A 22,689-nucleotide genomic window follows, 5' to 3' on the forward strand; every position below is an offset into this window, starting at 1 on the left:
TTTTAATCATTTTGGAATCACTTCCAAAGTATCCATTCCAGCAGCCGTGAAAATGGTATAAAAGTAGCATAGGCATCACCGCCCGCCCGGTGCTGATTTTTTAACGGTATATCCAGTGTACGGCAAAGTTTTCCTAAACTGTATGATTTGAATCCCGGCCTGATTTTTCGTGCGTCACGAACGGTGCATAATTTTCGGGCTGTCCATTTAAATCCAGATTTTTCAAGTTCATGACGTACAAAAGAATAATCGAAATTGACATTATGAGCCACAAAAATACGGTCGGAAAGCATCTCGAGTACTTTTTCTGAAATATCATCGAAAATGGGAGCATTTTTTACCATTTCATTATCAATGCCGATCAGTGCAAATATTGAAGCGGGTATATCCTTCTGCGGATTCACAAGTGTTTCCCATCTCTCAATGATATTTTTCCCATCATTGATTATAATGGCTATTTCTGTAATACGGCTGCTACTGGCATTTCCTCCTGTAGTTTCAATATCTACTATAGCATACTCTTGTCTTTTCATCTTCATGTGTGCCTTTTCTGTAACTTTTATCTCTGAATAGGCTGAATCTTTTCAATCTATACAATATACAAAATTAGTCTATATAGTAACATTTTTTAGTATATTTGTTGTTATAAATTATAACATAATTATTATGTCTTTATTTTCTGATAATATAAAAACATTAAGGCTAAAGCAAAAAATCTCTCAGGAAAAACTCGCTGAGAATTTGGGAATCACCAGAGGCAGGTACGTCAAATATGAAGATGGTACTTCGGAAGCTCCTTATGAAATTTTAAAGAAAATTGCACAGTATTACTATATCAGTATTGATTTACTCCTTTCGGCCGATATACGTAAAATAAATATCGATGATTTATTGAAACTGGAAAATAACAGATTAGTCCTGCCTATACAAGTAGATCGTGAAGGAGAAAATTTTATAGAGGTAGTAACTCAAAAAGTAAAGGCGGGTTATTTAAATGGATATGCAGACCCTGAATATATCGAAAGCCTGAATCAAATTTCACTGCCGTTTCTGGGACCAGGCAAACACAGGGGCTTTCCTGTAGAAGGCGATTCTATGCCTCCGCATGAAGATGGGAGTATAATTGTTGGCCGTTATATAGAAAGGCTGGGAGAGGTGCAGGATGGCAAAACTTATATTCTGATTACCAAAAATGAAGGCATGGTATACAAGCGCCTCAATAAAAATAAAAAGAACTCTTTAGTTTTAGAGTCTGACAATAGTTTTTATCCTAATTATGAAGTAAAGCTTTCGGATGTTATCGAAATCTGGGAATACCAATGCAATATTGGCCGTACTGACAGAAAGCAGGAACTAAACGAAATAGAAAACATCAGGGAACTGCTTCTGGAAATAAAAAGAGAGGTTATACAGATTAAGAAAGACAATCAATAATTTTAGGAGTAATGCAAAAAAACCGTTTCAATTACTTTAAATATTTTTCTTAGGAAAAGCAGGTGCAGAACCTTGAATTATAAAAATCAATTATAATTTCAAGAAAAACCTGTAAGATTTTTTTAAACAATTAAACTGTTATTTAATACGTCATTATTAAAACATTAATTTTCGAAGATTTTCAATATAACTTCGACTCACATTGACAATATCTTTATTTATCAAGACAACATCATAACCGCCAGGAAGTTTATTTATTTCTTTAATTGAGTGAATATTGATTATTGATGATCTGTGAATTCGCAAAAAAGTATCAGGATTAATTTTTTCTTCCAGCTGGCTTATTCTAAAATTGCTGATATAGGTCTGATCTCCAGTATGCAGACGTGAATAATCTCCCCAAGCTTCAATCCGCTGTATACTTTTAGTAGCAATTGTAATATACTTTTTTCCTGACTGTACTATAATACGTTCGGGATATTTAGCCTGCGAATGCATAATGTTTTCTGCCAAAGGCAAAACATGATTATCGTTTTCAGTATTCAGACGCTTCAAAGCTCGTTGAAAACGCTCGCGTGTATAAGGTTTTAATAGATAATCTAATGCATGAACTTCAAAGGCTTTTAATGCATATTGATCGTAAGCTGTAGAGAAGATAATTTGTGGCAATTCTTCAAGATGGGCCAATACTTCAAAGCCATTCATTCCCGGCATCTGAACATCCAGAAAAACAAGATTCGGTTTAAATTCGTTAATTGTTTTTACAGCATCTACACCATTATTTACTTCTGCTATTAAGACCAGCTCGGGAAAATCACTCATATATTCCCGGATAAGTTTACGGCCTGAAGCCTCATCGTCAACAATAATTACTTTTTTCATTTTAAAATAAATTGTACACATAAACCTTGCGGTTCATTGTCTGTAAACAGGAGGGAGGTTCCAAACATTTTATTGAGTCTTAGCTCAGTATTAGTAAGACCAACACCTTTATTTAAAAGCTGATTTTTATCACTAATACCAGCACCGGTATCTTTTATTAAAAAATGCAGACCAGCCGCATCTTTATGAACATTGATAGTAATTTTTCCTCCTGCAATTTGAGGTGAAATACCATGTTTTACAGCATTTTCAACAATTGGCTGCAAAATAAGCGGAGGTACGGGTTCGTTTAGTACAGTTTCATCAGCAAAAATTTCTACCGTTAAACGTTCATCAAAACGTGCTTTCTCAAGATCGAGATATTTACTGGTAAAATCAAGTTCTTCCCGAAGCGTGACAGTTTCAAAATTAGAAGCCCTTAACTGATATCGGAACAAATCTGATAATTCGGCAATCATCTGTCGTGTCTGTTCCAGTTCGACTGGAATAGAAGCGTTGATTGTATTGAAAATATTATATAAAAAATGAGGATTAAGCTGTGCTTTTAATGCTGATAACTCACTGCGAAGTACTGACTGCTGCAATACTGCCTGACGTTCTATATGTTCCTGATTATCTCGAAAATAACTATAAGCATGTAAGATCCCGAACTGCATCAGATAAAAAAGAGTTGCAATGTAAATATCCCATACTTCTTTGGCCCCTGAATGATGGTACAAATTTAAATTCTCCATAATCAGATAGTATAATTTTTGCCAGCTGTAAATAAATAAAGGCAATGTAACTGCATGTACGAGAATACGCTGATACAATAGGAAATTCCACATTTTTCGAAAAATTATCCACCAAATCGGAATTCCAAGTAAGAGTTTAAGCAAGAGATCAATGCCACCCAAATTAAGGAAATCTTTAAAATCAAACCAATTGTTTGTTGATCCTAAAAATGTCCATAAGGTAAAATGATCTAAAATTACAAAACCAAAATAAGCCATACCAAAAAAGGCAACTTCTTTAGCTTGAACCGGACGCTGTAGATTTTTAATTTTCACCTTTCAAAGTTATATATCCTAGTCATATAATCCAATATAATTTCGTTGAACTGCGAAATGGGGCGTTAGATTACATAAACTTTCATTTATCTGTCTATTTAGAACTTCAACAGTTTAACTCTCTCAAACAACTTTCATAAGGATACTTTTGCATGCTTTACTAAAAATATATACACCCGTTATGAAAAATCTAACTTATCTTTTTTTGTTTTTTAGCTTTATTATCCAAGCTCAAAATATTACCGTAAAAGGCCGTATATCTGTTCCTGATGCTAACATTTTGTTTAAGAGCAGACTGGATTCAACTGATACAAAACAGGCAGTTTTGCAGACTGACGGATCATTTACTATAAACATCAATAAAAAGGGATTTTATCGCTTAACTGCGCATTCAGTAGGTTTTAAAAGTTATACTTCTGAATGGATGAAAGTAAATCAGGATCTGAATTTAGCCTTAATAAATTTGATTCCCAGCACTACAGAACTTCAAGGAGTAACTGTAAAAAGTTCAAAACCAATGATTGAAGTAAAAGCAGATAAAACCGTTCTAAATGTTCAGAATAGCTTAAGCGCAACCGGAACCAGCGGTTTTGAATTATTACGAAAAGCTCCGGGAGTATTAATCGACAATCAGGATAATGTGATTGTGGAAGGGAAAAGTGGTGTTAGTATTTATATCGATGGGCGGCAGTCTTTATTAAGTGGTGCTGATTTGGTGAATTACTTAAAAGGGCTTCAGTCCGCAGATATTGAAACGGTTGAAATTATTACACAGCCTTCTTCTAAGTATGATGCTGCAGGTAATGCCGGTATCATTAATCTCAAACTAAAGAAAAACAAAAATTTTGGAACAAATGGTACTGTGGCAACGGGTTATGCACAAGGAGTTTACGCTAAATCAAATTCTTCGCTCAGTTTGAATAACAGAGGAGAAAAAACAAATATTTACGGAAACTATAGTAATCTATTAGGAGACAATCGCCGATTCATTAATTTATATCGTGTACAGTCTGATTATATATATGATTCCCGATCGAAAAATATCAGTGCTGACCAAAGCCATAATATAAGAGCGGGACTCGATTATTTTATCAGCAAAAATAAAACTTTTGGAGTAGTAATGAGTGCGAGTTTTAACGACAGTGATATCAATACAGTTTCCACAACTCCAATCGTCAGAGCTGCTGATAACCAAACACAGCAGGTACTTTTGGCAACTGGAGATGCTGCAGTTAATAATCGAAATTTAAGCAGTAATATCAATTACCGTTTTGCTGATTCCAATGGACATGAATTTAATGTAGATGGTGATGTGGGATATTATACATCCGGACGAAATGACCTTCAGCCAAATACGTATTATAATGCTGATAAAACAGAAGTTATAAGTCAGTCTGGTTTTCGTATGGATACACCGGTTAACATCTATTTATATTCTCTAAAAGCAGATATTGTACGACCACTGGGCAAAGGAAACCTTTCCTACGGATTAAAAAGTTCATTTGTCAAAACAGACAATACATTTCGTTTTTATAATGTAAGTGATACTAGTGAAGAATTCAACGAGAATCGAAGCAATATTTTTAATTATAAAGAAAACATAAATGCGGCTTATATTAATTATAACCAGACTTTTGATAAGTTCTCATTACAGTTGGGAATTAGAGCCGAACAGACTAATTCAGAAGGAGATTTGAGCAGCGTACAGGATTTAGCCGATAGTAATGTGAAACGTAATTATCTGGATTTTTTCCCAAGCGGAGGTATTACCTATAACGCAAATACGAATAATAAATTAGGTTTATTGTACAGCCGCAGAGTTGAACGTCCAAATTATCGATCGCTAAATCCGTTTGAAGTTTTTACCAACGAACTTTCATCTACTAAAGGAAATCCCTTGCTGCAGCCCCAATATACGCAGAATATTAAGTTAACTCACACTTACAAGTATACTTTGAATACTTCATTAAGTTATAGCTATATTACAGATTTTATTGCTCAGATTAATGATGTTGTTGATGATACCCGCAATTTTATATCACCGCAAAACATTGCAACTGTGCAGGTATTAAATCTTGGAGTGAGTTATCCGTTTAAATTTAAAGAATGGTGGAATTTATATGCCAGCGCAAATGGTTACAGAAACAGTTATAAATCAAGTAACGAAAAATTTACGCCAGTAACTAAAAATACATTTAGCCTTTATGGACAAAATACATTCACCCTGCCTAAAAGTTTTAAAGTAGAAATTTCTGGCTGGTTTAATTCTCCAAATGTTTGGGGAGGTACTTATCAAACGAGCAGCATGGGATCTCTTGATTTAGCAGTGCAAAAACAACTAGCTGATAATCGATTGTCTGTTAGAATTGCCGTTTCAGATATTTTATATACGGGCAACTGGTCGGGTGAAACGCAATACGGAGAATTATTTATTCGCGGAAATGGAGGTTATGAAAGCCGTCAGTTCAAGGTCAACCTTAGCTACAATTTTGGAAATAAAGAAATTAAAGAAACAAGAAAAAGAGCGTCAGTGTCAGAAGAGGAAAAGGCACGAATTACAAATTAAGTATGTTTTTAAAAAATACAAAGAGGCTGTCCGAAAGGACAGCTTTTTTTTGCATGAAGATACTGGGATATATTCGAATCCGTGGACGACAAGTCCGGCTTTTAAAAGTTTGTGTTTATGGAATCGAATGGAATTGTGAATTAGAATCTTTCTTTTCTTCTTTATATTGTTTTATTAAGAAAATAACTAAAAATTATTGATTTTGTAATATGTTGCTTAGCTAGACAAGTATTAGCAGTCAATCAATAAAATTTCATTGATAACAGCAATCTGATAAACTCCTGCATAACATTAAATTGACAATAGTATAAAACCTTGTTAAGGATTTCTTAAAATCAAAAAGTTAACTAATAGTGAAAATAAATTCAAATTTGCATTGAAAAAATTTACTAATAGTAATTATTTAATTAATCAATGAAAAACTTAAGAACCTTAATAATTTTATTGATGATGTGCTCAACATCATTAATTGTTGCTCAAACAACTGTTTTCAAAGGAAGAGTGATTGACGAACTTGGTTTGCCTTTGCCTAGTGCATCAGTACTAGTTAAAGGAACAACTATTGCTGTAAATGCAGATTCCAATGGAAATTTTGAAATTCAATTACTGAAACCTAATGAAATATTGCAGATTTCATTTTTAGGATATGTGACTGCTAATTTTGAAACAGCAAATAAGGCTTCGGGAATATTTAAGCTTAATCCCGATTCTCATACGTTGGACGAAGTGGTGGTAACTGCTTTAGGCATAAAAAAAGAAAAGAAAAAATTAAGTTATTCTGTTCAGGAAGTCGAAGGAGACTTGACCAAAGGAAGAGATGCTAATATAATGAACTCTCTTTCGGGAAAAGTTTCAGGTCTGATTGTTGCGGCTTCTCCTGAATTTTTTAGCAGTCCAAAAATGTATTTAAGGGGTAAAGCACCACTAATCGTTGTAGACGGTGTGCCATTGGGAACAGATACTTGGAATATCAGTCCTGATGACATCGAAAGTGTCAATGTTTTAAAAGGAGCGAATGCTGCTGCATTGTATGGCTCTGTAGGAGGAAACGGAGCAATCCAGATCACCACCAAAAGAGGAGCAAACAATAAAAAAGGGTATGTAGTTGAATTCAATCATAATTCGATGATTCAAGCTGGTTTTAATGCGGTTCCTAAAACACAGAATGCATATGGGCCTGGCTCTTACGGAAATTATGCTTTTGTTGATGGCAAAGGCGGCGGGATAAATGATGCCGATTACGATCAATGGGGACCAAAATTTGAGGGACAGTTAATTACGCAATATGATAGCCCGCTGGATGCGAACGGAAAACTAATTCCAACGCCGTGGACAGCAAGAGGAGCTAATAACTTTAATAATTTCATGGAAGACGGACTATTGTCGACCAACAACTTATCATTAGCTTCAAATTTTGATAAAGGAAACATCCGCTTTTCATTATCCAATACTCATCAGGACGGAATCAATCCAAATACTAAACTGGATATTTATAATTTCAATTTGAGCGGAAGATATAGTCTGAGCGATAAAACTTGGGTGGATGCCAGTTCAAATTTTAATTTCCAGACTTCTCCAAATAATCCAAATGTACAATACGGACCAAATAGTTATATCTATAATATGCTGATTTGGGGCGGAGCTGATTATGATATCAGAGATTTAAAAGATTATTGGCAAGAGGGAAAAGAAGGTCTTCAGCAAAAGAATTTCGAATATACAAGATACAATAATCCCAATTTTATGGCTCACGAATGGCTGAGAGGGTATTATAAGAATGATTATTCAGGCCAGATAAGTTTAAATCATCAGTTTAGCAATGATTTCTCGGCCTTGATAAGAACTAATATGTCGGTAAGCAATTTATTTAGAAATGAAAAATTTCCTTACTCAATGACTACATATGACAGGGAAAAAGCCGAAGGAGATTACAAAGAGCAATATGATTACAGATACAAAAGTTATTCTGATTTCATGCTGAACTATAATAAAACGATGGGTGATTTTGAAATTAAAGCTACTCTTGGAGCTAATATAAATACTGAAAAATATAGAAACTCCTATGCTTCAACTAATTATTTGATTATACCTGGTTTGTACACTTTGAGTAATACACAAACACCAATGCAGCCAACGAGTTATAATAGCCATTATAAAACGAATAGCTGGTATGGTTCGCTGGATTTATCATACAAATCATTTTTATTTCTAAATGCCACAGGAAGATCTGACACCGATTCCAGATTGCCGGAAAAAAACAATAGATTTTTTTATCCATCTGTTGGTTTAAGTACTGTTATCAGCGAACTTGTAAAGATTCCTTATGTAGATTTCTTTAAAATAAGAACTTCTTATGCAAAAGTGGGAGGCTCATTGGACATCTATAGTAACCTTGATACTTACCGATTAAGAGATCCATTTACTATCGACGGAATTACATATAATGCGGCCTATGTTGGAGAAATTTTGACCAACGATCAATTAAAACCAGCATTTAACTCCTCAGCAGAGATTGGTTTAGAAACAAGAATGTTCAAAAACAGGTTTGGTTTTGATGCTACTTACTATCAGAATACGAATGGTCCACAGATTTTTGATTTAAAATATTCAGAAACTTCAGGTTATCAAGGCAGTAAGCAGAATGGTATTACTACTGAGACAAAAGGTTTTGAATTATCAGGTTTTGTGAAAGCTGTAAAAAGTACAAACTTTAATTGGGATTTCAGTGTAAACTGGTCAACTTATAAAGAGTATCTAAAAGAGGTTTATGAGGGAATTGAAAACAATGGACTGATAAAAATTGGAGACCGGGTTGATGGTTTTTATATAAATGATTTTATGAGAACCAATGATGGCAGATTAATTGTTGGTAATGACGGAAAACCGCTTATCAATGCTTATAAAACAAAAGTAGGCTATAAGGCGCCAGACTGGTCAATGGGTATTACAAATAAAGTGAGTTATAAAAGCCTGGCGTTAAACTTCACTTTTGATGGCCGTTATGGAGGAAAAATCGAAAACTACGTGAATCAAAAAATGTGGCAAAGTGGCCGCCATGCCGATAGCGATACCCCAGAAAGAGCCAATGATGTAAAAGGAATAAAATCATATGTAACAGATGGTGTGGTTATTACAAGCGGAGAGCTAATTACTGATGGTCAAGGAAATGTGATTACCGATACCAGGACTTTTGCACCAAATACAACAAAAATGTATTATCAGGATTACGCAAAAGCATATCACGGAAACTACGCTGCCAATATTATAGAAAAAACGTTTTTTAAATTAAGAGAAATAAGCCTTACGTACAATTTCCCAGATTCTTTTATCAAAAAATCTTTTATGACAAATGCTTCTATTTCATTGATTGGAAGAGATTTATTGTACTTCTCAAAAAATAAAAATATCGATTTAGATCAGTTTTTAGACGAAAGTGCTTCGCCATTGCAAACTCCAACTGTAAAAAGTTATGGTATTAACTTAAACATTAAATTTTAAAAACGAGCAAAATGAAAACAATACAATTATATAAAAGCATCCTAATTATAGCAATGGTTTTTATGATTGGGGCCTGTACCAATTTTGAAGATCTGGCCGATGATCCCAATCGTGCTACAAGTGTGCCGCCATCAATGCTGCTGACAGAAGTTTTACGGGTTATGAACAATGTAGACGATGAAGGTCCGTGGTCAAGTGCACAAAGGGACAATCAGTTTTGGGCAATATCTTTTGACTATTACGGAGAACAGGATTACAATTGGGGTTCGGCCCCATTACGTTACACGACTTTGTCCAATGTACAGGCAATGGTAAAAGAAGCAGAAAAACTGGACACAAAAAATAAATACGGCGCTTTGGCAAAATTTTTTCAGGCTTACTTTTTAGATTATATGTCTAAAAGAATGGGGGATATTCCAATGTCTGAATCTTTAAAAGCCAAAAGTGATACTCCAATTACAAAACCAAAATACGATACTCAGAAAGAGGTCTATGTTGAGATTCTGAGTCTTTTGGATGCCGCTAATGATCAAATTGCAATGGCAAGAGCCCAAGTAGGAACTGGTGCAGTTCAAGGCGATTTTTTATATAATGGTGATCTGGATAAATGGCAGAGAGCAATTAATTCTTTCCATTTAAGAGTTTTAATAAGTTTAAGTAAAAAAACAGCCGAACTTAATGTTGCCAGCCAATTCAGTGCAATAGTAAGTAATCCGTCAAAATACCCGCTAATGAGAGGGATTGAAGATAATATGACCCGCTATTTTTCAGATGAAAATGGCAATAATTATGCCCTAAATCCAGGTAATTTTGGGCGTAATAGAAATAGAGATATCATGGCGGGAACCTATTTAAACATTCTGAAACAAAATAATGATCCCCGAATTTATAAAGTTGCCGATCCTGCCGCTTTTTATTTTAAGGCTAATGATCCTCTCAATTTAAATGCTTACATCCCAGCAAACACAGGAGACGAGCAGGGTTCTATGCAAGTGGCTTCAGATGAAGGAAAATTATCCTATCCTAACGAAAAAAGATATTACAGCAGTTATGTCGGCGAAGGATATATTTTATTTGGATATGCAGAACAGCAATTCATAATTGCTGAAGCCATAAACAGAGGCTGGATAATGGGTGATGCTGCCAGTTTTTACAAGCAGGGAATTAAAGCCTCTATGGATTTTTATGATGTATCTAATACGGATGTTACTGCCTTTTTAAACAATGCTAATATAGTTTATAAAGGAAATAATACTGCAGGTCTAGAGCAGATACTGACACAGAAATATGTTGCTTTTTTCCAAAATTCCGAAAGAGAATCTTATTTTAATTTCAGAAGAACAGGTTTTCCAAAATTTAACATTGGACCAGCGAATAAAAACAATGGCAAAATCCCGATGCGATGGAAATATCCTCAAAGCGAATTTGAAACCAACTCCCAGAATGTAAATACTGCGCTAACCAGACAATACGGGGGTACAGATGATATCAATGCAGTAATGTGGCTTATTAAATAGAAAAAAATTCATGAAAATACTAAAAAATAAAATCATGATCATAGCGCTGTTCTCGCTATGGTCGTGTTTTTCTCAAAATAATGAATTCTCAAAAGTAAAACATGTCGTTGTAATTGGCTTTGACGGATTGAGTCCAGACGGAATCGAACATGCCAGCACACCTGCTTTTCACAAACTGATGAAGGAAGGAGCTTCGACAATGCATGCCCGTTCCGTTTTACCATCGAGCTCCAGTACCAATTGGGCTTCAATGATTATGGGAGCGGGACCAGAACAGCACGGAATTACATCTAATGATTGGGAGAAAAGCAATTTTGTATTACCATCAGTAGTGCAAGGCGATGATTTTTTGTTTCCTACCATTTTTTCGATAATAAATTCACAAATAAAGAATGCCGAAATCGGAGCTGTTTATCATTGGTCAGGATTCGGCCGGCTCTTTGAAAAAAGTGCTGTCGATTATAATGTAAATCCAGAAACCGAAGATAAAACAGCAGTAATTGCCAGCGATTATATAAAAGCCAAACAGCCCACTTTTACCTTTATTCATTTTGATCACGTGGACCACGCAGGACACGAATTTGGTCATGGGAGTACAGAATATTATAAATCGGTTGAAAAAGCAGATGCATTATTGGCTCAGGTTATGCAGGCTATTACATCCTCTCCAATGGGTAATGAGACTGTAGTCATAGTAAGTGCAGATCATGGCGGATTGGGCAAAGGACATGGTGGCGAATCATTACAGGAAATGGAAATTCCGTTTATTATTTGGGGCAAATCCGTAAAGAAAAATACCATACTCAATTATCCGGTTTATCAGTATGATAATGCTGCGACTGTTGCATTTGCATTGGGTATAAAAATGCCAATGGCCTGTATTGGAAGGCCAGTTAAAAATGCTTTTGAAGGCTATGACGAAATTGATAGTTATACATTAACTAAAAGGTATAAAGAACCTGTAATTCAGCCAAAAGCTTATTTAAGTAAAAAAGCTGGCGGTTTGTTTAGAGAGGCAGCCCAAGTAGTAATTGATAACCCTGATAAAGAAGGTGAAATTCGATATACGCTGGATGGTTCAATGCCTGCCAAAGATTCGGAAATCTACAAAATGCCATTTAAAGTATATCAAAATACAGTCGTAAAAAGTGCCATTTTCAAAAACCAAAGCATCGCAAGTTTAGTAAGCGAAGCTTTTTTCAGAGTGGTTTCCAGTACTGCAAAAGCTCCAGTTTCCTATGAAATTTTTTATTTATCTAATTTAAACAGCGTGCCGTTTTTAGATAAATATACGCCAGACGAAAAAGGAAGCTGCTTCGAAATAGGTTCTGATGAAATTGATTCGAAGATTAAGGAAAATACCGCAGTAAGATTCAAGACTGTCATAAAAATTGATAAGGAGGAGCAATATGGTTTTTTCACCAGATCGGATGATGGAAGCATTTTGAAAATCAGCAATGAAGTCGTTGTTAATAATGATGGAGATCACGGTGTAAAAGAGAAAGGCGGTGCAATCACACTAAAGCCTGGAACATATACTTTGGAAGTAATCTGGTTTAATGGCGGCGGAAGTGGCTGGCTGGATGTTTATTATCAAACTGCTTCGGTACCAAAACAGATCATTCCTGCAGCTTTTTTTCAAAAAATGAGTTTTAATTAAATGAACAGCATCGACACCTATAAAAAAACAGAAGGAGATATTAATTTAACTCCAGCAAGAACGGCTTGGAATGAGACCATGAATAATGAAGAAACGAAACGTCTTTTAGAAAAAGATGCCCGTTATTTTTTGCATCAGTCGATGTCAACGCCTTGCCTGGATGTTCTGGAAACTGCTGCTGGTTCATCTATAAAAAACAATTCAGGCAAAAGCTATTTAGACTTTCACGGAAATAATGTGCATCAGATTGGTTATGCGAATCCATTTCTTATTGAAAATCTAATCGAGCAAATGAAAGCTTTGCCATTTTCCCCCAGACGTTTTACAAATAAACCTGCAATTGATTTTGCAGAAAAACTGGCTTCTTTATGTCCATCTGATTTAAACAGAATATTATTGACGCCTAATGGAAGTTCGGCAGTGGGCATTGCTCTTAAATTGGCAAGAGCTGTAACTAAAAAGTTCAAAGTGGTTTCATTTTGGGATTCTTTTCATGGTGCGTCTCTCGATGCTATCAGTGTTGGAGGCGAATCGGTTTTTAGGGATTATATGGGACCAATGCCAACGGGTGTGGAGCGGATTCCTCCGCCAGTAACGTATCGCGGTATTTTTGAAAATAATGAAAATAAATGTTTAGAATATTTAGAATATGTTTTTTCTAAAGAAAATGATATCGGAGCATTTATCGCAGAAACCATCCGAAATACTGATGTACAGCTTCCATCTCAAAATTTTTGGAAACAGGTTCGTAAACTCTGTACGCAGTATGGAGTACTATTAATATTAGACGAAATTCCAATTGCATTAGGAAGGACAGGCAAAATGTTTGCATTTGAACATTATGGAATTGAACCCGATATTCTGTGTTTAGGAAAAGGGTTGGGAGGGGGGATATTCCCTCAGGCAGCTATTGTTACAAGAGACGAGTACAATGTTTTCAGTGATATTTCCCTGGGGCATTATACTCACGAAAAAAGCCCTTTGGGTGCTGTAGCGGGATTGAGTACTATAGCTTTTATCGAAAAAGAAAATCTATTGAAAAAAGTAGTCGATGATGCTGTTTATATGGAAAAATCCCTGATGGATTTAAAAGATAAATACACAATTATTGGCGATATTAGAGGAATAGGACTTTTATGGGCAATAGAATTGGTAAAAGACCAACAGACTAAAGAAAAAGCTGTAGATGAAGCAGAGCAGATGCTGTATCTGTGCCTAAAAAAAGGATTGAGTTTCAAAGTCTCTTCCGGTAATGTTCTGCAATTGTCACCAGCGCTGACTATCAGCCGGGAAGAGTTAGAATCGGCATTGAATATCCTTGATGAAAGTTTCTCAGTATTATAGTTTAAAAAAACAATTTGTTGGTTATAATCATGAAAATTTTATTTGCCACAGAAGAAAATAGATTTCTTCTTAATAATAGAATACAAAAAAAGAAATATTTCTTTCATATAGATAGCTATGCGTTTTTTTAAAAGTGAAATATCTTTTTTAAGTCTGCAAAAGTAATTTTTCTATGTGTTAGAAATAATTACAGCCAATAAATTAAAAATAATCTTTTAAATATTTAAAAAATAAATCAAAATGAAAAAGTCACTTATAATTTCAAGTTTTGCTTTCTTAAGTTTTTTGGGAGTAAACGCTCAACAAAAAGAAATAAGTAAAAATCCAAAAATTGTGCTTATTACTCTGGATGGATTCCGCTGGCAGGAATTATTTACTGGTGCAGATGAAAAGCTGATCAGAGAAAAAAAGTATGTAGAAGATACTACGGATTTAAAGGAAAAATTCTGGAGAAAAACACCCGAAGAACGCAGAACAGCCTTAATGCCTTTTTTCTGGAATGAAGTTACAAAAATGGGGCAATTTCATGGCAACAGAAACTTCGGGAGTGAAGTGAATCTGACCAATACAATGTGGTTTTCGTATCCGGGATACAATGAAATACTGACTGGCGCTGCCGATGATAAGAGAATAAACAGTAACGATAAATTCAATAATCCAAACACAACAGTTTTAGAAAAAATTAATAATACTGCTGCATATAAAGGCAAAGTGGCTGCTTTTGGCAGTTGGGATGTGTTTCCGTTTATTGTGAACGAAGAGCGTTCGGGAATACCTGTAAACGCAGGTTTTGAGGAAGCTAAGGGGTCGGATCTTTCGCCCAGAGAAACGTTTTTAAATGAATTGCAATCCAAAGTGCCATCTCCTTGGGATTCAGTTCGATTTGATGCATTTACATCTAATTATGCTTTGGAGTACATGAAGAAAAATCATCCCAAATTAATTTATATTTCTTATGGAGAAACTGATGATTTTGCCCACGACGGAAACTATCAGGCCTATTTGAAATCGGCTCATGCAGCAGATGGATTAATAAAAGAATTATGGAATTTTACCCAGAAAGATACATTTTATAAAAACAATACCATTTTTATTGTTTCTACAGATCATGGCCGCGGAACTGAACCTTTGGATCAGTGGAGAAGCCACGGGTCAAAAATAAATGGTGCCGATCAGGTGTATTTGGTTGTGTTTGGAAACGGAATTCAAGTTTTAGGAGAGGTAAAATCAAAAGAACAGCTGTACAGCAATCAGATTGCACCAACTGTTTTACAGCTTTTGGATTCCAAAGCAAACGATCCTGATATGAAAGGAAAACCATTATCAATTCTTAAAAAATAGCAGTGATGAGTAATAAAAAGTCAGATGTGCCTTTTGTGCTTTCTGCTTCATTGGCTGCTTTTGGAGCTTACTTTTGTATGTATGCTTTTAGAAAACCATTTAGTGCTGCCACTTTTGAGGGATTGGAAGTTTTTCATATCGATTATAAAATTCTGCTGATTATTGCTCAGGTAGCAGGTTATGCGATTTCGAAATTTATTGGCATAAAAATTATTTCGGAGCTAAAAGCGCATCAGCGTGCCTTTTATCTGTTAGGATTAATCGGGATTGCAGAGACAGCTTTGATATTGTTTGCTATTATTCCAAAACCGTATAATATCATCTGTATGTTTTTTAACGGCATACCATTAGGTATGATTTGGGGAATTGTTTTCTCGTATTTGGAAGGAAGAAAATTTACCGAAATATTAGGAGTTGCCCTGAGTACAAGTTTTATCGTTTCTAGCGGAGTGGTAAAATCAGCAGGCCTTTTTGTGATGGAATCGCTGGGCTTTTCCCAATTTTCGATGCCTGCCATCACAGGTTTGTTATTCGTACCGCCCTTATTATTTTTTACTTGGATGCTGGAGAGGATTCCAAAACCAACAGCCGAAGATATTGAGCTGCGCTCAGAACGTATTCCAATGAATAGTAAAGACCGTAAAAAAGTATTGCTTAAATTTTCATTTCCGATCACCCTCTGGATTCTGTTTTATACCTATTTGACCGCATTTAGAGACTTCCGCGACAATTTTGCCCGTGAACTATGGGACAGCCTTGGATTTAGAAGTGACATATCCGTTTTTTCAAGTTCAGAAATGTATGTAGCTGCGATTGTATTATTGGTTTTGGGAGCTGCCTTTTACTTTAAAGACAATATGAAAGCCTTGTTTTTTTATCATGTATTATTAATAATCGGTTCGTTGGCCATTGGAATTTCGACTATTTTATTCCGCTCAGGGAATATTAGCCCTTACTCATGGATGGTAGTTTCCGGCTTTGGATTATACATTTGTTATGTACCATTTAATTGCCTTTTTTTCGACCGCTTCATTGCAGCTTTTAAGATAAAAGGAAATGCAGGCTTTTTGATTTATGTAGGCGATGCTTTTGGTTATTTAGGAAGCGTGTTAATCTTACTATATAAAAATTTTGGACAGTCGGCTTCATCATGGCTGCTGTTTTTTATAAACGGAGCCTATATAGTTGCGGTTATGGGAGTGGGGGTGGCTTCAATATCCATTATCTATCTCAATAGAAAAAAGAAAAAGAGTAAAAAAGAAACTATAAATTATCAATTGGTTTTGAATGAAAACAGTATATGATTTAATAGTCGTGGGAGGTGGAGTTTTAGGAACTTTTCATGCCTTTCACGCTTTAAAAAAAGGATTAAAAGTGGCTGTTATCGAAAAAGATAAAATGCCAATCAGTGCTACAGTTAAAAATTTTGGACAAGTTGTTCCATCAGGAATGAATTCAAAATGGCAGGCCTATGGAAGAGAAAGTTTATTGATTTATAAAGAAATTCAAAGTCAATTTGATATTTCTATCAGGCAGCAAGGATCCGTTTATTTGGCTTCCAATGACGAAGAAATGATGCTTATTGAAGAGCTGGCTCAAATAAATAAATCGAATAATTACGATTCAGAACTTTTGACCAAGCAAGAATGTCTGAATAAATACCAGGGACTGCGTCCCGATTATGTAAAAGCAGGGCTGTTTTTTCCAGATGAAGTTACTGTCGAACCCAGAACAATGATTTACAGGCTTCAGCAATATATGCAGCAGTATTTAGGGTTGGAATTGATTACTAATACTGCGATAACAAATTGCGAAAATACGCATGAAGGGGTAACTCTTCAAAGCGCTGCTATGGAAACTTTTTTATCAAAAAAAGTAATAATCTGTAACGGTAATGAATTCAAAACTTTATATCCCGAGTTGTTTTTCAACAGTGATCTTGAAGTTTCAAAATTACAGATGCTTCAGACAAAACCGCAAAACAATTACAAATTAGACGGTTCTATTTTAACAGGATTATCAATCAGGAGGTATGAGGCTTTTCATGAATGTCCATCGTTTAAAGAGATTAAAGCTAAAGAAAGCAGAGATTCTTTAGAAAAAAAATGGGGAGTTCATATTCTGTTTAAGCAAGCTATGGATGGTTCTGTTATTTTGGGTGATTCACATCAATATGCCGATGCCAGAAACAGTGACGATCTGGGCTTTAATCTAGATATGGATATTGATAATTTCATGATTGAAGAAGCCAAAAAAATTATAGATCTGCCAACTTATGAAATTCAGAACAGGTGGTTTGGAACCTATTCACAATGCAGGATCAAAGATGTTTTTGAGCATAAAATCGGCGAAAACATTCATATTATCACAGGAATTGGCGGAAAAGGAATGACAGGAAGTGCAGGTTTTTCAAAAGAGAATATTACTAAAATTTTTAATATATAATAATGAAATCACAATTAACAAAGAGTTTGCTGCAAACAAATACCTATCAAATAAAGGTGATAACATATATGACCTATAAAAAATAAATTTAACATATATGAAACAAAGAATAGAATTGGTGGTATTTGATATGGCCGGAACAACTGTAGATGAAGGAAATGTAGTTTATAAAACAGTACAAAAAGTAATCAATGATGAAGGATTTAATGTGTCTTTAAATGATGTTTTAAAACATGGAGCAGGTAAGGAAAAGCATCAGGCCATTGCAGCTATTTTAAAAGAATGTACTGATTTAAACGGAATAGAGAAAGTTGCATATAAGGCATTTACAAACTTTAAAATAGCTTTAGAAAAAGCATATAACGATTTAGATGTAAAAACTTTTGAAGGAACAGAATCTTTATTCAAAGATTTGCGGGCGAATCAGATAAAAGTAGTTTTAAATACAGGTTATGATACTGTTACTGCAAATAAATTACTCAGCAAATTAGGCTGGAAAGTAGGTGTAACCATTGATGCTTTAGTCACAGCTGATGATGTAGAAAATGGCCGGCCTGATGGTGATATGATTTTGAAAGCTATGCAGATCACCGCCGTAAATGATGCTCAAAAAGTTTTAAAAGTAGGCGATTCGGCAATTGATATAGAAGAAGGAAAAAATGCCAATTGTGGGATAACTGCAGGAGTTTTAACAGGAGCACAGACTCGTGAGCAGATTCAAGAAGCAAATCCTACTTATATTTTGGAAAATTTAAACGGATTACGGGCAATATTGTTATAATATTTTTGTTTATTTATTTTTTTTTAACTCTTCCTTTGATACAGTGTAAAGGAAGAGTTTTTTTATCAAAGCTGCTGATCTGGCTTAGTCATTTTGAGTATTAAAAAAGAAGTATAATACTAACATTTTACAAGTCATTGAACTGCGGTTAACGGGAACGTGAGGAATTCTTCCGTCAAAAAAAATAGAATCTCCTTCTTTAATCAGTACTTCATCATCGCCGATAATATAAACACATTCACCTGAAAGGACGTATTTGTATTCATAAGCATCGGTTTCAACTTTTTCTCGTTGTGAGTCCGGCTTTACTTCTAATAATACGGCTTCAAATCCGATAGATGAAAGCTGTTTTCCGAAAATATATTTATATGTAAACCCCTTTGCATCATCTTCTTTTTCAATAATTGAATTTTCATCAGCTCTCGATACAATATGATTCTGTCTGGAAGATTTTGGCATTCCATCAAAAAAAACAGAAACTTCAATTTCCAATGCATTGATGATATTCAGTAAAACAGGAAGCGAGGGAATAGTTCTTCCATTTTCAATCCTGGATATAAGGCCATTACTTACCTGCGCTGCATTAGCAATGGTACTGATGGTTTTTTTACAGCTTTTTCTAATGTCTTTAATTCGTTTACCAATTCCAATTAAATAATCGTCCATTTTTTTGTATTTATTTTCAATATACAAATTTAACGGTTCTGTTACATCTAAAAAATTTATGAATTTAAAGTTGTAAAGCAACGTGATTCGAGTTTTAAAATTGCTGCCTGTTAGAAATAGCACTTAGATATTGCATCTGCCGAGATCATCAAGTTAACAAGATCACAAGGCTCATCAGTTTATAGATTTTCAGTTTAGGCTTTCGGTGTGCTATTTTTATTCTGTAACTTTTAGGATTGATCCTAATCTTCCATGAGATTTTTTTTTATTCTAAAGCAAAAAAAAACGTTTCAATTACTTGAAACGTTTTTTGTGGGGAGAGCAGGATTCGAACCTGCGAAGTTCACACAGCAGATTTACAGTCTGCCCTCGTTGGCCGCTTGAGTATCTCCCCGAGCCTTATTTAGTAACGCTTATTGCGTTATCCGGGTGCAAATATAGGTACTGTTTTTAGTTCTGCAAACTTTTTTTGCACTTTATTTCTATAATATTTTCACTTTATTTTTAACAAACTGGAAGTGAATAAAATAAAAAATCTCCACAAGGGAGATTTTTTATTCTTTACTAGTAAAAAAAATTATTTTCCAAGTAATTCTATGATTTTTGCTTTAAGTTCAGCACCTCTCAAATCTTGTGCAACTACATTTCCGGACTTATCAAGTATGAAAGTCGCCGGAATTGATTCCACTTTGTATTGCTTAGCGATTGGATCTTCCCAGCCTTTAAGATTTGAAACCTGTGTCCAGATTAATTTGTCTTTTGCAATAGCTTCTTTCCATTTTACCGGATCTTCATCTAAAGAAACACCAATTATATTAAGACCTTTTGAATGCAGTTCGTTATAAATAGCTGCTACATTTGGATTCTCTCTTCGGCACGGACCACACCATGAAGCCCAAAAATCAACAATGGTAACTTTTCCTAAACTTTCTTTAAGGCTGATTGTTTTGCCTTGCGGGTTAGGAGCGGAAAAATCTGTTCTTCATTTAGCTGCCGGCGCCGCTGGAGCTGCTGCTGCACCTACTGAAGGAAGTTTTAATGCTTCGATTTTTGTTTTTACAGCTTTACCATGTTTAGAGTTTTTCAATGACTCTTCTAAATTATTGAACATAGACTCAATTTTTTTAGAATCTACTGATGGATCATTACTCATACCTTCAATAATTAATACACTAATAAAAGCTTTTGGATGCGTGTTAGCGTAATCTACATATTTAGCTTTTGATGTAGTTCCAATTTCAGTTTGGATTTTAGTATATTCTTTCATTAAACCATTGATAGTTGCTGTATCTTTAGTTCGCTGAGCCGTTTGCATTTTTTGCATATTAGCTGTTTGAAAGTCCATTAAAGGCTTTTGTATTTTAGTGATGTCTTCATTAAATTTCACATACTCATCATTATTATATGTACCTGAAATTTTAGATTTTTGGATAGTATCTTTATTAACTACAACTGTAATATCACCGTTCTCTAAAATAAATGGAATTTTACCTTGTGCACCTTCAATTTGTAATGTATGAAAAGCTGGTTCAGTTACTTTTCCTTCCATTTCAAATTTTCCGTTTTCTATTTTTACTGTATCTACAGCTATTAACCCCATTCCTTTCTCATCCTGGGTTTCCATGATAACGGTTTTACCGTTTTCAAATCCTTTAGCAGTTCCTGAGATTGTGTATTTGTCTTTGCTACAAGAAGTAAGTAAAGCTGTAGCGGTAAGAAATAAAATAATTTTTTTCATTTTTATTAGTTAATTGTTTTTAAAGTTTACAAAAGTATTTAAAATTATAAATTAACAATAACTTTAGACCCTAAATTTATGTTATAATTTTTTAGCCTTTTTCAGATGTTTAAAAATCAGAAAAGATTCTGTTTTAATTTTTTACTATCCATTACCTGCATAATTCATTACTGAAAAGAGAGCATTATGAAGTCAGAGGCTTTTTCTTGAATGGTGTTTTTTAAATAGTTTATTACCCGCTGAATAAGGAACTAAGCAGGCGCATAGATTTATAATCAACCACTGGCAGAGATTGACTATGCAAAATAACTATTGAACTCTCTTTAAAATAGCAAAAACTATTTTTTAACGCTGTTTAAAAAGAGATATAATTTTTTTATGAATTATATTCAAAAAGATGCGATTCCAGATGTTCGATTTCATTTAGAGTAATCGTTATATCTAAATTCACTGTTCTTAAATCTTTGTGCAAATGCGGACAGATAGGATTCGATTTTAGCTTAAAATCAATTTCGGCTTCTTTTTTTCTAAGTCTGTCGATTGTACGCATGGCATTATTGTATTGCCGTTGATACAAGGTGTATTGATCTTTCATATCAGTAAGTTGTTTATTAATTCGGGTATGCTAATTTACTAATAAACTTGTTAAAAAAATGTTAATTTGTATCTATTTTAGATTTTAACACCTTAGTGTCAATTTTTTACGCTTTTGTCCAAAAAAAAACACTCCGGTTAAGAGTGCTTTTAAATATTAAAATTTATATACTTATTCTTGTGCTGTTGTTTTTCTCCAAGGATAGGCATTAAAAATATGTCTTTTTGCAAAACGCCCAGGAGAATCTGCATTAACCATTTTTATATAAATAGCTTTAGGAACACTAATGTATTCATAAATACTTCCGTTAGAAAAATTAACAATTAATCTGCCTTCAACAAATTTGTAATCAGTTATTGTTGCTGTAGCGACAGTTTCAGTATATTCAGGTAAAAGCTGTTTGATTGTCGCTGGATTGATACTTACCAAGAAATGATAAGCTTCAATTATTTTTTTACTGTTTTCTTCAGCAGCTTTTAAACCAGCATCGTCACCTTGAAATTTATCAGGATGCGCATCTTTCATCGCGTTACGATAAATGGTTTTCAATTCTTTAAGCTCAACTGTTTTTTCTACGTTAAGTAGTTTTCGGTATTCAACTATTTTTTTCATAAATAAGGTAACTACTTGTCTTTTACTATCAAACCGAATCTTTTAGGCTGAAAATTGACAATTTTTTGCAAAGGTACACTTTTTTTTAACTTTTTAGTTTTGAGCAAAAAAAAAATCAAAAAAACTGCTTTTTTGATTTTTTAAAATATTTTATTAAGCTAAGAGACTGCTATTCAGACTTCATGTTGGCTTTGTCGAAGTTTTTGGATTTCTTAGGATATTTATTATAACTGATGTCGCTTGGGTTTTCGATGACACTTTTTATAGTTATCAAATCGCCAAGATTATATTTTTGAGCCATTTTGAAGTCCAAAAGAAATTCACCGCAAAAATAATTCTTGTTTTCGTCCTGCTCCATTATTCCTGTAAAAACACCTTTCTGCAGCATTTTTTGTTCTCCTGTCTTGGTCATAATCAGTTTTTATTATTATTCTGATGCAAATTTAGGCAATTAAATTGGTAATGAATTGCAATTTAAAATGCTTTTTCGGGAAAATGAAAATTTCTGGCATCACTTAAACTGGATAGCGGACTGGGTGAGGGATAGAAGCAAGTTACCGA

General features: G+C 34.3%; 19 protein-coding genes and 1 tRNA gene. 10 read left to right on the plus strand and 10 right to left on the minus strand.

Features of this window, described 5'->3' with window-relative positions; translation table 11 throughout:
• Positions 1–17 precede the first annotated feature (17 nt).
• The gene (locus IRZ80_RS21215) at positions 18–539 is read right to left on the minus strand and encodes a 3'-5' exonuclease (protein ID WP_317174737.1); all 522 of its coding nucleotides are present in this window, start codon (positions 537–539) and stop codon (positions 18–20) included.
• Between the two features lie 127 nt (positions 540–666).
• On the opposite strand from IRZ80_RS21215, the gene IRZ80_RS05670 reads away from it, so the two are divergent.
• On the plus strand, positions 667–1,434 hold the full coding sequence (locus IRZ80_RS05670; protein WP_194640591.1) for an XRE family transcriptional regulator: 768 nt from the start codon (positions 667–669) through the stop codon (positions 1,432–1,434).
• 156 nt (positions 1,435–1,590) lie between these two features.
• On the opposite strand, the gene IRZ80_RS05675 is transcribed toward IRZ80_RS05670, so the two are convergent.
• The gene (locus tag IRZ80_RS05675) at positions 1,591–2,316 is read right to left on the minus strand and encodes a LytR/AlgR family response regulator transcription factor (protein ID WP_194640592.1); all 726 of its coding nucleotides are present in this window, start codon (positions 2,314–2,316) and stop codon (positions 1,591–1,593) included.
• The gene (locus tag IRZ80_RS21220; RefSeq protein WP_194640593.1) at positions 2,313–3,365 is read right to left on the minus strand and encodes a sensor histidine kinase; all 1,053 of its coding nucleotides are present in this window, start codon (positions 3,363–3,365) and stop codon (positions 2,313–2,315) included. The genes IRZ80_RS05675 and IRZ80_RS21220 overlap by 4 nt, the downstream gene beginning before the upstream one ends.
• A gap of 181 nt (positions 3,366–3,546) precedes the next feature.
• Here IRZ80_RS21220 and IRZ80_RS05685 point away from each other — a divergent pair, with 181 nt between their 5' ends.
• The 9 genes from IRZ80_RS05685 (at position 3,547) to IRZ80_RS05725 (ending at position 18,517) form a co-directional block, all read left to right on the plus strand.
• Positions 3,547–5,931 (plus strand): outer membrane beta-barrel family protein, encoded by a 2,385-nt coding sequence (locus tag IRZ80_RS05685; protein WP_194640594.1) that lies wholly within the window; start codon positions 3,547–3,549, stop codon positions 5,929–5,931.
• Between the two features lie 414 nt (positions 5,932–6,345).
• Positions 6,346–9,429, plus strand: coding sequence for a SusC/RagA family TonB-linked outer membrane protein (locus IRZ80_RS05690; protein ID WP_194640595.1), 3,084 nt, complete (start codon positions 6,346–6,348; stop codon positions 9,427–9,429).
• 11 nt (positions 9,430–9,440) lie between these two features.
• Positions 9,441–10,946, plus strand: a complete 1,506-nt coding sequence (locus IRZ80_RS05695; protein ID WP_194640596.1) for a SusD/RagB family nutrient-binding outer membrane lipoprotein — start codon at positions 9,441–9,443, stop codon at positions 10,944–10,946.
• 10 nt (positions 10,947–10,956) lie between these two features.
• Positions 10,957–12,606, plus strand: a complete 1,650-nt coding sequence (locus tag IRZ80_RS05700; RefSeq protein ID WP_194640597.1) for an alkaline phosphatase family protein — start codon at positions 10,957–10,959, stop codon at positions 12,604–12,606.
• Positions 12,607–13,950, plus strand: a complete 1,344-nt coding sequence (locus IRZ80_RS05705; protein ID WP_194640598.1) for an aspartate aminotransferase family protein — start codon at positions 12,607–12,609, stop codon at positions 13,948–13,950.
• 240 nt (positions 13,951–14,190) lie between these two features.
• Complete coding sequence (locus IRZ80_RS05710) at positions 14,191–15,291, plus strand: alkaline phosphatase family protein (protein ID WP_194640599.1); 1,101 nt, start codon at positions 14,191–14,193, stop codon at positions 15,289–15,291.
• Between the two features lie 5 nt (positions 15,292–15,296).
• Positions 15,297–16,595 carry a DUF5690 family protein gene (locus IRZ80_RS05715; RefSeq protein WP_194640600.1) on the plus strand — a complete coding sequence of 433 codons (1,299 nt, stop codon included), beginning with the start codon at positions 15,297–15,299 and terminating at the stop codon, positions 16,593–16,595.
• A complete protein-coding gene (locus IRZ80_RS05720) occupies positions 16,579–17,736 on the plus strand; it encodes a TIGR03364 family FAD-dependent oxidoreductase (RefSeq protein WP_194640601.1) in 1,158 nt (385 codons plus the stop codon). The genes IRZ80_RS05715 and IRZ80_RS05720 overlap by 17 nt, the downstream gene beginning before the upstream one ends.
• A gap of 97 nt (positions 17,737–17,833) precedes the next feature.
• Positions 17,834–18,517 carry a phosphonatase-like hydrolase gene (locus IRZ80_RS05725; RefSeq protein WP_194640602.1) on the plus strand — a complete coding sequence of 228 codons (684 nt, stop codon included), beginning with the start codon at positions 17,834–17,836 and terminating at the stop codon, positions 18,515–18,517.
• Positions 18,518–18,601: 84 nt separating this feature from the next.
• On the opposite strand, the gene IRZ80_RS05730 is transcribed toward IRZ80_RS05725, so the two are convergent.
• The 7 genes from IRZ80_RS05730 to IRZ80_RS05760 form a co-directional block, all read right to left on the minus strand.
• Positions 18,602–19,183, minus strand: coding sequence for a helix-turn-helix domain-containing protein (locus IRZ80_RS05730; protein WP_194640603.1), 582 nt, complete (start codon positions 19,181–19,183; stop codon positions 18,602–18,604).
• A gap of 313 nt (positions 19,184–19,496) precedes the next feature.
• Positions 19,497–19,577 (minus strand) — tRNA-Tyr (locus IRZ80_RS05735).
• 183 nt (positions 19,578–19,760) lie between these two features.
• A complete protein-coding gene (locus tag IRZ80_RS21245) occupies positions 19,761–20,126 on the minus strand; it encodes a TlpA disulfide reductase family protein (RefSeq protein WP_194640711.1) in 366 nt (121 codons plus the stop codon).
• A gap of 39 nt (positions 20,127–20,165) precedes the next feature.
• Complete coding sequence (locus tag IRZ80_RS05745) at positions 20,166–20,921, minus strand: DUF4369 domain-containing protein (RefSeq protein ID WP_194640604.1); 756 nt, start codon at positions 20,919–20,921, stop codon at positions 20,166–20,168.
• A 376-nt stretch (positions 20,922–21,297) separates the two neighbouring features.
• On the minus strand, positions 21,298–21,516 hold the full coding sequence (locus IRZ80_RS05750) for a hypothetical protein (protein WP_194640605.1): 219 nt from the start codon (positions 21,514–21,516) through the stop codon (positions 21,298–21,300).
• Positions 21,517–21,687: 171 nt separating this feature from the next.
• Complete coding sequence (locus IRZ80_RS05755; protein ID WP_194640606.1) at positions 21,688–22,128, minus strand: KTSC domain-containing protein; 441 nt, start codon at positions 22,126–22,128, stop codon at positions 21,688–21,690.
• A 169-nt stretch (positions 22,129–22,297) separates the two neighbouring features.
• Positions 22,298–22,540, minus strand: a complete 243-nt coding sequence (locus tag IRZ80_RS05760; protein ID WP_194640607.1) for a hypothetical protein — start codon at positions 22,538–22,540, stop codon at positions 22,298–22,300.
• Positions 22,541–22,689: the final 149 nt, after the last annotated feature.

The sequence above is a fragment of the Flavobacterium sp. HJJ genome, assembly GCF_015351475.1.
GTDB classification, from domain to species: domain Bacteria; phylum Bacteroidota; class Bacteroidia; order Flavobacteriales; family Flavobacteriaceae; genus Flavobacterium; species Flavobacterium marginilacus.